The organism is Moorena sp. SIO1F2 (assembly GCF_010672755.1).
Taxonomy (GTDB): Bacteria; Cyanobacteriota; Cyanobacteriia; order Cyanobacteriales; family Coleofasciculaceae; genus Moorena.
This window is the reverse complement of sequence record NZ_JAAHFV010000241.1, coordinates 1-10,133: the sequence shown is the minus strand read 5'-3', so window position 1 is coordinate 10,133 and position 10,133 is coordinate 1. Positions and strand designations below refer to the sequence as shown.

Sequence of the window (10,133 nt, the reverse complement as noted above, 5' to 3'; positions counted from 1 at the left end):
TTATCTTCTACTAACAACACTTTTTTTTTGGAGAAATGCCCACATCTTCAGCAAATTTTTTAGAGACTAGGTTTAACCATTCTGTATTGACTCTGGGGATTAAATACCATAAAGTTTTTCCAGTCTTAGGTTGGACAAATCCATAGACATACAACCATTGATAACGATGTTGAACAATCGCCATTGGTCTTTATCCTATTTTCGACCATCCCTTTTTTAAGATTGGTTTTAAACCGACTCTATGTTCATCGAAAAACCACAGTTGTATTTCTGAGTTTAAATCGGCTTGTTCTATTTTTTTTACTTTGATTGGTAAATTGTTAATAAATTATTCTTGTTCAATTTTATTTCCTTTCCTATGTTTTTGTCTCGGACTCTGCCATTAAAGTTTGAGCTTTTTTAAGTAATCCCATCCTCTCTTGAAGTTACCGTAAGAGTAGTGCAGCCAAAGCAAGTTGGTAGGCTATGGATCAAAGGTTACAGGTCTTGTTGTAAGGCTGCACTACTCTAAGGTTTCGTCTCTGATTCCAGACTTTTTTAACTCTTTGAAGTTACCGTAAGAGAGGGTCGCCTTTATAGGGACAGGTTATGGGTAATATTTTTAAGTTATCTGAAATAAGGCCGGAGATGAAACCTTAGAATAAAGAAGCCTTTATAGGCGAAAGGCTATGGGTAAAAGGGATAAAACTCACAGGGTAATCGCATCTTAGTTGAGTTATGAAATTACCATACCCTGGTCTAAAATTTGAATGTACAATTGAGATTGTTCCCTCAGAAACGTTTTAGGCTCTGGTTTATGTGTACCAGTCCTATCAGTGAAGGCTCCTGGAACCTAACGCCGGTTCAATTAATAGATTCAGTCGATCACCTTCTTCGATGGGTCGTCAACAATCTTGGACTGATGCCAAATTATCCCTCTGCGGCACTGGCAGCCAGGATTTTGATCATGAAGTCATTATCCATCCCTGCTTTGTAGCGCTTCATCTTCAGACTCTGGTGGGAGGGTTCGCGCTTGAGTAGATTAACACTCAGGCGGCGTAGCAGCCCGAGATTTTCAGCAGCATAGCCCTGGCGAACCCGACTGGAATCTTCATTGAAAGTGACATCAAGTACCCAATGTAGACTGTTTTCAACACCCCAATGGGAGCGAATCACACGGTTGTGCTGCGAGCCATCCGCCGCCAGGGTACTCAGGTAAAACTGAGTCTGGATCGTGGTTTTGTTCCATAAATACCGCCTTCGCCTCACCATCACCACACTGGTTAAACCCTGCCATTGTGTTTGGCGATGCAACAGGGGGAGTTGGCTCACAGGCACCGCCCACACCTGACGGGTTTCTCTGGGATGATGCCCAGCCTCAACCGTTTGATGGTAACTCAATTCAATCCCCTGCCAGTTCTGGTCTTGGGCCTGGACAAACCAGGCTTCCACCTCCGCCGCTTTGCTTGCCCTGGTTGCCCTTGAGGGCTAAGACATAGTCCCCACCGGCTTCCTTAATTTGTCGTGCAATGTCAATTTGGGTGCCCATCGCATCAAGAGTCACGTTCGCGCAGCGTGGCCTACGGCCAATCGCTCCTTTGAGGTTAAGCAACTTCAACAACAGTGGAACCGCAGTGATTTCATTCGATTGGCTCTCGACTTTTTTTTGTGCCAACATCAGCCCATGTTCACTGCTCCAGGCACTCACGCTGTGCAGCGCTTTGAGGTGCTTCTGGCGATCATAGGAACCTTTGGTCGTCAAGAATCAATATGAATGAGTTCAATATCTAAGCTCTGGGTGATACTGTCCACCCAACTCAGGAAGCCGGTTTCAAGTTCGGTGGGATCAAGAAGGCTAAACACCCGACCAAAGGTATCGTGGGATGGTATCCCATGGGGTAAGTCGAAAAATGTCTCCAGCCACTTTTGCTTAGCTTTACCGTAGGTTTCAATGGCCACAAACCCATCGGCTCCCGCAATCACAGCCAAAATTGCAATGGTGACAATTGCCACCAGATTGTGGTCGCTTCTGCGGCCTACCCGGGGATCCTCGAGATCCTGAAAATGATTGAGCACACTCTTTTTGAGGATCTGAGCCTCGCGCTCCTGCTGAGGTTTAAGAACGGGCTGGTTAAAACCTTTTGTCATGGAACCTTACCGGGAAATCAAAATTGTTGCTGATCCTTAGGTTAACCGCTGGGGTGTCTGTGAGACACATGGAACGGCAAAACCCCTTAATCTACATATCCCGCTTTTTGTCAAGTACAATTTATACCAAACAAAATGCGATTACCCTGCTTAACAGGTGGATTGAGACGAAGATGGGCGAATCAACGTTTGGAGACTTTTACTGAAGCTTTAGAAGCGTTTCGTACAGGGATATCTTATCGTTTTGCTGCTTGGCTAAACCAAAACACGGACGTATTCGCCGCTCATAAAGCCAGGTTTGGCTTGATTTGGGCTTGAAACTTGTTTAAGTCCCGCTAGAACTATTGCGTTTCCTTGATAATTTGAGCTAGAATAGAAAAATTAATGCGCTCGTTCGCGTAGCGTCTCCTAGGTCGAAAAGAGTAGCGGTTTGTGCGCAAGCTGAAAAGCCTCTGCTAGAAGCATAAGCCAAGAATCTAAAAGTAAGCCCAATAACTTTATTGGAGGGTCATTAGGCTGTTTGGCTCAGCCGTTAAGGGTGTAAAAACTCTTAAGAATCCCTCACTATAATCTTTGATTTAGTTATGGGAGTGTCAATCGTTAGCTTCCGCCGCAATTCATCCCACGTCCGAAATCAGTAGCGTCGGCGTGGGATGAGCCGACAGGGCTGCGGCTATCGCATCTTATTTTTGTACATGCTGGCGGGGTGAGGATTTCAGCAATCGAGTCTGGTTTTTAATCAATTGATGAAATCCTTACTGGATCAGGGTTTTGTAATTTAGATGGGGTTTGCCTCTGAAATGGTTACAAACTGATGTGTTTTGTAAGTTTTATCGAACACTTCAAAGATAGATATCTTCTCCTTGCTCTGTGAATCGAACATCTTTAATATTTAACTCAGAGTTAGCGGTAAGAGTTTTACGCAAACTACCGAAAAGGGCAAATTGCTCACAAGTGGAGAGGGAGATAAACTGCCGCTGGGAATCTGGTGATAGGCGCAAATCGACGGTAGCTACACCAGTATTGGCATTGACATTCACGCGGTATCCCGATACATTAAAGTCACTGGAGTTACCAGTATCTAAAACTTTTCCTATAAGTGTATTAACTGGATTTCCTACTGGTACAGCTACCTGTTCAGACACCAGAGACTGACACTGACTGTCAGCCCGATAGACATTAAGAATTACTGGGTTAGCTCGATTGCTATTATTATTACCTTGGCTGACTGTAGCCTTAAGCGCGACCTTACCAACCTTGGTTCCTGGTTGAGTTTCTTCCGTAGGTACAGTAATCTTAGGTAGAGTAGTATTAGAGGTTGCTACACCAGTGGTAGAGCTAGCCTCGGTGGCTGGTTCAGGAGATGGATTCCCTACAAGAGTTTTCTGGGAACCAGGATTGTTATCACTCACCAAACCATAGCTACTGAAACCAACGACAATTGCTGCAATCGAAACAGGAGCTAGATAGTGTTGAAAACTTTTCATTTGGCTTCGGTCAAAACAATGCTTCTAGCTGTTGTCTAAAGCAACAGTTACATCAATCCATATTCAAGGTGGAGCGTGGTTGATCAGGATAAAAGAGTAAAAAAATAGAAACTAGAAAATAAAAATTGAAATCATTTTCACGCTTATATCCCAATTCTGGCGGATTAGGGCTATAGATCAATTTAATTTGGCCATCTCCCGACACTCCCAACACTCTCGACACTCCCGACACTCCCGATCTCCCCATCTGCATTTGTAGTCCTACTTTGAAGAATTGGTATTAACTGTGGGGGAGGCGAAACCCAGCTACCCTGTTGTAATAGCCTTGCTATCCTAAAAGAAGTTCCCCTAATAGGACATCCCCGATTCAATCAACCATGACTAAACAACCAGCCCGAATCTGCATTCTCGGTGGAGGCTTTGGGGGTCTCTATACAGCCCTACGCTTAAGCCAGCTGCCTTGGGAAAAGCCCCAACAACCAGAAATTGTCTTGGTTGATCAAAATGATCGGTTCTTATTTTCACCGCTGTTGTATGAACTGATGACTAGTGAACTACAAACCTGGGAAATTGCTCCACCCTATGAAGAATTGTTAGCAAACACAGGTGTACGCTTTACTCAGGCAGCGGTATCAGGCATTGATGTAGAACAGCAGCGGGTACAGCTAGAGACTGGAGTGGAATTGACCTATGATCGCCTGGTGTTAGCCCTAGGTGGAGAAACCCCCCTAGAGCAGGTGCCTGGGGTGGCTGAGTATGCTATCCCATTCCGAACTATCACTGATGCCTATCACCTAGAAGAACGGCTACGGATTTTGGAAGAATCCGATACAGATAAAATCCGGCTCGCTATAGTTGGTGCAGGTTACTCTGGTGTGGAACTAGCTTGCCATCTAGCCGAACGGTTGGGAGAGCGCGGAAGGTTGCGGTTGATTGAACTCGGTGATGTGATTCTAAGAACATCGACCGACTTTAACCGAGAGGCAGCACGCAAAGCTTTGAATGAACAGAAGGTCTGGATTGATTTGGAAACCAGTGTTGAGTCCATTGGAGCTGACACCATTTCTCTGTTGTATAAAGGACAGGTTGATACTATCCCCGTAGATTTGGTGCTGTGGACAGTAGGCACAAGAGTCACACCAGTTGTGCGATCGCTTCCGCTCAAACAAAACCACCGTGGTCAGCTGATCACCAGCCAAAGGTTACAAGCGGTTGACCATCCCGAAATTTTTGCCCTAGGTGATCTAGCCGATTGCCGAGATGCTGATAATCAACCAGTTCCCAATACAGCTCAATCCGCTTTTCAGCAAGCTGATTATGTGGGTTGGAATGTCTGGGCTTCTTTAACTGGGCGTCCCCTGCTCCCCTTCCGTTACCAGCAGTTGGGAGAGATGATGACTTTGGGGAAAGACAATGCAACTCTTACTGGTTTAGGTGTCAAGCTGGATGGTCCTTTAGCCCACATAGTGCGGCGACTTGCCTATCTTTATCGGATGCCAACTATAGAGCACCAACTGAAAGTTGGCATGAACTGGATTACTCGACCATTAACTGATCTGCTGTCTGGAACATAAAGGTTAGTAAACAGCTAGAGAAAATGTCGCAGAGTCTACCAAAAACTCTTATTATTTGTTAAACTTAAATTAGGGTAACACCGACAGGGATTATTATGTAACTTAAATTAAAGCCGAAAACCAAGGGTTTAGTAGTTGCACTTAGATCCCGGTGTTAGACTTTTTTGACATTTTTATGGCGCTCGCGGGATATTCCGTCAGAGAAGCGCGGAGATACCCCCTGGATGCTATTGCATCTTGCATTGGCGAGCCAGAATTTGCCTTTGGTAGGTTTTGGTAGCTAAAAAGTATCGGCATACATACAGGAAAATGGAAAATTGAAATTAAATGAACAATTAACCATTAACAATTAACCATTAACCATGGAAAAACCGCGAGTAATTTTTCTAGATGCTGTCGGTACACTATTTGGTGTTCAAGGGAGTGTAGGGGAAGTTTATAGTGCGATCGCTAATCAATTTGGGGTTACAGTACCTGCTTCAGCTTTGGACAAAGCCTTTGTCAAAGCCTTCGCCTCAGCAGAACCAGCGGTTTTTCCAGAAACAGATCCTGAAGAAATTCCCCAGCGAGAATTTGAATGGTGGTGGGTGATTGCCTCCCGCACCTTTGAACAAGTTGGTGTACTTGACCAGTTCACCGATTTCATTGATTTTTTTGACGAACTCTATGCCCACTTTGCCACTGGTCAACCTTGGTTAATTTATCCGGATGTTATCCCAGCTCTGAAAGCATGGCAGCATATTGGTATTGAGTTGGGTGTCGTATCAAATTTTGATTCCCGTCTCCATCTTGTCTTAAAAGCTCTAAAATTAGAAGAATTTTTCTCCTCCATCACAATTTCTACCCAAACTGGCTTTGCCAAGCCTGATCCACAGATTTTTGCTGCTGCTTTACAAAAACATCACTGTAGTGCTCAGGAGGCTTTTCATATTGGTGATAGTTTTAAAGAAGACTATCAAGGTGCTCAGGCAGCTGGCTTGAGAGCATTTTTGATCAAGCGCAAACCAATGACTTAACTTAAACGCGATGCTCCTAGGTCGCCGCTACGCGAACGCACCGATTGGTTTCCACACCAGTTTCTGCTTGATAGCTGTTGCTGTGGTATAGTGTGACTGCTTCTTTGAGGATATTGGCTGCTAACTATGAATTCTTGGTTCTGGGTAAAGGGTAACCAGCAACTCACTTTCTTTAACTGCTAACTCATCCAACCGCTGAGCTACCATTACTCGCTCAAAATAGGTATCAGCCAGTACCCAGTAAACACCATAGTGACGAGCCTCAGATGCCATCAAGCTATGATAAAATTTTGCTAAGGATGGATCACAACAGTGAGTTGCTAGTAATCCCAAACGTTCGTGAGAACGAGCCTCGATCAGTCCAGCAACTAGTAAAGAATCCAACAACCGTTCTGGTTCGTGTCGGCGAATCTGAGCTTTCAATCCAGCTCCATAGGGTGGTGAAGAAAGGGGACCTAAGGGAATGCTACGTCTTTCTAGCCACTGGTTAACTTGCTCGAAATGTTCTAGTTCCTCACGGGCAATGACCGTCAGCTGACGCACAAGTTTACTGTAGGATGGGTAGCGAAACATTAAATTCAGTGCTACTCCAGCTGCTTTACGTTCACAATGGGAATGGTCGAGTAAAATAACATCAAGGTGCCCAAGGGCTTGCTCGATCCAAGCCTGGCTAGTAGGGTGTTTGAGGGTATTAATCAAAGGCAGACCAGAAGAAGACACAGTTTTTGTTCAAATCAAAGTAGTTGGCTTGTTCATTGCAGACAGGCTTTGGTATCGGTAGACGATACTATTAATTTTAACTGAATCGTGTCAATCCCCGTCTTGTTAAGGTGCAGGTGTAATCTCGTCAAAAACTTGGTTCAATACCCGCTTTTGTAGCAACAAGTTGGGTCTCAAACCCCGACTTACCCGTAGCCAATCCGGGTAGTTCATGATAAATTTACATAGACACTACGCATAGACACTTATAAGACAAGTTAAACTAGCTACTTGAGCCTATTCCTCAAACTATTACACTTAACGACTCTATTCAGGAATAGCAAATACCTTAAAAGGAAGACCACTCTGAAAGAATTGGTGCATATATCTATAAATAGATATGAGGCTAATGGTATTAGGTATTAGGTACAACAAAAGCAGTTGATAGCCTCTGTGCTTGAGGAGGTGTGCTTCATAGGCTGGTCATAAACCGCAACCGCTTAGCCATTTAACCTAGAACTCTGATGCCTAAAGCCATTAACCTTAAATTTTATATGAAGGGGTCTACCTGATATTTAACGAAATTAGATTTGGATAAGTAAAGTAATGACACACCGTCGTATTGTTATCGGTGACGTTCATGGTCACTATAATTCTCTTATGGCCTTATTGGATGCGATCGCACCCACTAGTGACGACACCGTTTATTTTCTTGGAGACTTGATTGATCGAGGACCAATGAGTTCTCAGGTTGTCGAATTTGTCAAGCAAAACGCTCACCCCTGTTTATTAGGTAATCATGAGCTGATGTTACTAGAAATTATCGGTAACAATTTAGTACCTAACTCAACACGACAAGCCTGGCTCTATAGTGGTGGTGAAAGTACTATCAACAGCTATGGTGGAAAAGTCTGCCAAGATCACCTAGATTGGATCAAAACACTGCCAACCTACATTGATTTAGGAGATACCTGGCTAGTTCATGCCGGGGTTAATCCTCGCATGACCATTGAGGAGCAAACCGTTGAGCAATTTTGTTGGATTCGGGATGAATTTCACAGTATGCGTGAACCTTACTTTCTCGACAAGCTGATCATCACGGGTCACACCATGACTTTCACCTTACCAGGAGTGGCTCCCGGTACCATAGCCCAAGGTTGTGGTTGGCTAGATATAGACACTGGTGCTTATCATCCGAAAAGTGGTTGGATGACAGGTCTAGACATTACCAATAATCTTGTTTATCAAGTTAACGTCTTTCGGGGTGATGTTCGCCAATTCCCCTTGGAAGAAGCCGTGACCAAGATAGAACCTAGTAAAATATGCCGACGTCAAGTATTGAGTACCTCGTGAAGGTGATATAGGTTAACAAAAAGACTATTGATCAAGCTTTCTGCTCTTGAGCTAGCTGTGCTTATCTGAGCACTCGCCCTCGACGACCTGTTGTCCTTTTGAGGGCAGCTTTTTTCTGGTTGCGGACTACACGAGTTTTGTTTTTGTAAGCCCGATTGTTTAATCCATCACCAACATAAGCACTATTTGAATCGATAGACTGCTCCAAGGAATCAATTCGGTCTGCTGTTGACGGATGAGTACTCAAAAACCCTGGAATAGAGCCTCTTTGCTTGAGGAGTTTTTTCATAAAGTCTACTGATCCTATCGGAGCATAGCCTGCTTGTTTTAAGTTCTTGATACCTAGTTCATCAGCTTCAAATTCATGCTGACGACTGTTGGGACGACGTAGTGCGAATTCCACGCCCAGATTAACCATCGTGCTGCTATCAACTCCAGCCGCTTCTGCTAAACCTCTAGCGATCGCGGCTTGCCTAATTTGCTGGATACTATGACGAGCTACAATATGACCAATCTCATGAGCTATCACACTTGCCAGTTGAGCTTCATTGTCTGCTGCTGCGATTAAACCCGTGTTAATATAAACAAATCCTCCCATAGTAGCAAAAGCATTAATATTAGCATCATCGACCACCTGGAATGTATAGTTAATATTTGGGCGTTCGCTGCTTTTAGCTAGTCGCTGACCAATTTGATCAACATAGCGATTAATTTCCCGATTGCGATAGAGCTTAAATTGCTTGCTAACAAGTTGCTGATTAATTTGCTGACCAATTTGGACTTCCTGTTGATCAGACATATTAGATAACTGGATAATCTGAATACCACGCAATAGCAGCTCTAACCAGGGAACCCCTTGGGCAACCTGAGCTGTTCCCACCACCAGACTCAGGGATAGAAGCATGCTGATTAACGGATACAACAAACGACGTCGATAACGGGAGTAAATCGATAATATATTGCTTAACATAGCAAAATTATGAATTATTAAATCCAAAAGAGATTATTTTAGCTATTTGTTGCTAAAAAGGGTTTGCAGCCATGACTTGCTGTAGACAAGCCTTGTCTTTAGCATCATAAGTCAACTCTCTACTAGGAGTTGTCTGCCATAATTACTAACCAGTAAAATTCCTCGTTATGGTTGAACCCCAAATAGGGTAATATGTTCCACAGACGAACCTGGTGTTTGTTATTCTCACTCACCAGTTATGGATAACTCGTATTATAGGTATTAGTTATGAGGTATTAGGTACATCAAAAGCAGTTAACAGCCGATTTGCTTTAAGAATAGCCCTTGATAACTAGGTTAGAAACCCCTTAGCCATTCAACCTAGAGCCAGCGAACCTTAAGGAGTTATCTTTAACACTATACAATTTTCGCAAAAACACCTAAGCAAGTTTATGGCTATTGTAGATTCTAAAGGACGTTTGTTTGGCAAGGTGAGCATTATCGACTTCGGTGCTGCCTTGGTGATTTTGTTGGTAGTTGTAGGAATTTTCTTCTTTCCTGGTGAGTCTGGTTCCGTTGCCCAACTCAATAGCACCAAACCAGTAGAAGTAGATATCATTGTCCGGGGGTTAAGCTTGCTTGAACCAGATGTGTTGGTCAATCAGTTGGAGGAGACCAAGAAGACTAATATTGTGATTCGTAAGCAACCCTATGGTCAGGTTGACGTCAAATCTGTCAAAATTCTGCGTAGAAGTGTCCTGGTGCCACAACCAGATGGCTCTATCAAAGAACTACCAGAAATAACCCCCAATGGTCAGAAAATTATTACCGCAGGTAACGATAACTTAATTAAAATCTGGGATCTCAAGGGCAATCCTTTCCATACCCTAAAAGGACATACTCAAAAAGTCTGGGATATTGCAATTCA

General features: G+C 43.7%; 9 protein-coding genes and 2 pseudogenes. 5 read left to right on the top strand and 6 right to left on the bottom strand.

Annotation, left to right across the window (positions count from 1 at the left end; all coding sequences use genetic code 11):
- Positions 1 to 10: 10 nt before the first annotated feature.
- Both F6J94_RS23515 and F6J94_RS23510 read right to left on the bottom strand, forming a co-directional pair.
- The gene (locus F6J94_RS23515; protein WP_293044630.1) at positions 11 to 184 is read right to left on the bottom strand and encodes a hypothetical protein; all 174 of its coding nucleotides are present in this window, start codon (positions 182 to 184) and stop codon (positions 11 to 13) included.
- 725 nt (positions 185 to 909) lie between these two features.
- Positions 910 to 2,070 (bottom strand): annotated as a pseudogene (locus tag F6J94_RS23510) (ISAs1 family transposase).
- 207 nt (positions 2,071 to 2,277) lie between these two features.
- Between F6J94_RS23510 and F6J94_RS23505 the strand changes: the two are divergent.
- Positions 2,278 to 2,445: pseudogene (locus F6J94_RS23505) on the top strand (IS701 family transposase); the annotation flags it as partial.
- Positions 2,446 to 2,969: 524 nt separating this feature from the next.
- On the opposite strand, the gene F6J94_RS23500 reads toward F6J94_RS23505, so the two are convergent.
- Together F6J94_RS23500 and F6J94_RS23495 are read right to left on the bottom strand one after the other, a co-directional pair.
- Positions 2,970 to 3,614 (bottom strand): sporulation/spore germination protein, encoded by a 645-nt coding sequence (locus F6J94_RS23500; protein WP_293044628.1) that lies wholly within the window; start codon positions 3,612 to 3,614, stop codon positions 2,970 to 2,972.
- 52 nt (positions 3,615 to 3,666) lie between these two features.
- The gene (locus F6J94_RS23495) at positions 3,667 to 3,861 is read right to left on the bottom strand and encodes a hypothetical protein (RefSeq protein ID WP_293044626.1); all 195 of its coding nucleotides are present in this window, start codon (positions 3,859 to 3,861) and stop codon (positions 3,667 to 3,669) included.
- 130 nt (positions 3,862 to 3,991) lie between these two features.
- Between F6J94_RS23495 and F6J94_RS23490 the strand changes: the two genes are divergently transcribed.
- Positions 3,992 to 5,188: an NAD(P)/FAD-dependent oxidoreductase gene (locus tag F6J94_RS23490; RefSeq protein WP_293044624.1), complete on the top strand. Its 1,197-nt coding sequence runs from the start codon at positions 3,992 to 3,994 to the stop codon at positions 5,186 to 5,188.
- A 362-nt stretch (positions 5,189 to 5,550) separates the two neighbouring features.
- On the top strand, positions 5,551 to 6,204 hold the full coding sequence (locus tag F6J94_RS23485; RefSeq protein WP_293020422.1) for an HAD family hydrolase: 654 nt from the start codon (positions 5,551 to 5,553) through the stop codon (positions 6,202 to 6,204).
- A 120-nt stretch (positions 6,205 to 6,324) separates the two neighbouring features.
- Here F6J94_RS23485 and F6J94_RS23480 read toward each other — a convergent pair whose 3' ends face one another.
- Positions 6,325 to 6,924, bottom strand: coding sequence for a tRNA isopentenyl-2-thiomethyl-A-37 hydroxylase MiaE (locus tag F6J94_RS23480; protein WP_293020421.1), 600 nt, complete (start codon positions 6,922 to 6,924; stop codon positions 6,325 to 6,327).
- Positions 6,925 to 7,509: 585 nt separating this feature from the next.
- On the opposite strand from F6J94_RS23480, the gene F6J94_RS23475 reads away from it, so the two are divergent.
- Positions 7,510 to 8,256, top strand: a complete 747-nt coding sequence (locus F6J94_RS23475; protein WP_293020420.1) for a metallophosphoesterase family protein — start codon at positions 7,510 to 7,512, stop codon at positions 8,254 to 8,256.
- Positions 8,257 to 8,317: 61 nt separating this feature from the next.
- On the opposite strand, the gene F6J94_RS23470 is transcribed toward F6J94_RS23475, so the two are convergent.
- Positions 8,318 to 9,226 carry a M48 family metallopeptidase gene (locus F6J94_RS23470; RefSeq protein WP_293020419.1) on the bottom strand — a complete coding sequence of 303 codons (909 nt, stop codon included), beginning with the start codon at positions 9,224 to 9,226 and terminating at the stop codon, positions 8,318 to 8,320.
- Between the two features lie 431 nt (positions 9,227 to 9,657).
- Here F6J94_RS23470 and F6J94_RS23465 point away from each other — a divergent pair.
- The coding region (locus F6J94_RS23465) for a DUF4330 family protein (RefSeq protein ID WP_293044622.1) at positions 9,658 to 10,133 on the top strand (476 nt) is incomplete at its 3' end.

Excerpts from the sequence above, each read along its gene's own strand:
- F6J94_RS23515 (WP_293044630.1), bottom strand. The coding sequence starts at position 184 with ATGGCGATTGTTCAACATCGTTATCAATGGTTGTATGTCTATGGATTT.
- F6J94_RS23500 (WP_293044628.1), bottom strand. The coding sequence starts at position 3,614 with ATGAAAAGTTTTCAACACTATCTAGCTCCTGTTTCGATTGCAGCAATT.
- F6J94_RS23495 (WP_293044626.1), bottom strand. The coding sequence starts at position 3,861 with ATGGGGAGATCGGGAGTGTCGGGAGTGTCGAGAGTGTTGGGAGTGTCG.
- F6J94_RS23490 (WP_293044624.1), top strand. The coding sequence starts at position 3,992 with ATGACTAAACAACCAGCCCGAATCTGCATTCTCGGTGGAGGCTTTGGG.
- F6J94_RS23485 (WP_293020422.1), top strand. The coding sequence starts at position 5,551 with ATGGAAAAACCGCGAGTAATTTTTCTAGATGCTGTCGGTACACTATTT.
- F6J94_RS23475 (WP_293020420.1), top strand. The coding sequence starts at position 7,510 with ATGACACACCGTCGTATTGTTATCGGTGACGTTCATGGTCACTATAAT.
- F6J94_RS23470 (WP_293020419.1), bottom strand. The coding sequence starts at position 9,226 with ATGTTAAGCAATATATTATCGATTTACTCCCGTTATCGACGTCGTTTG.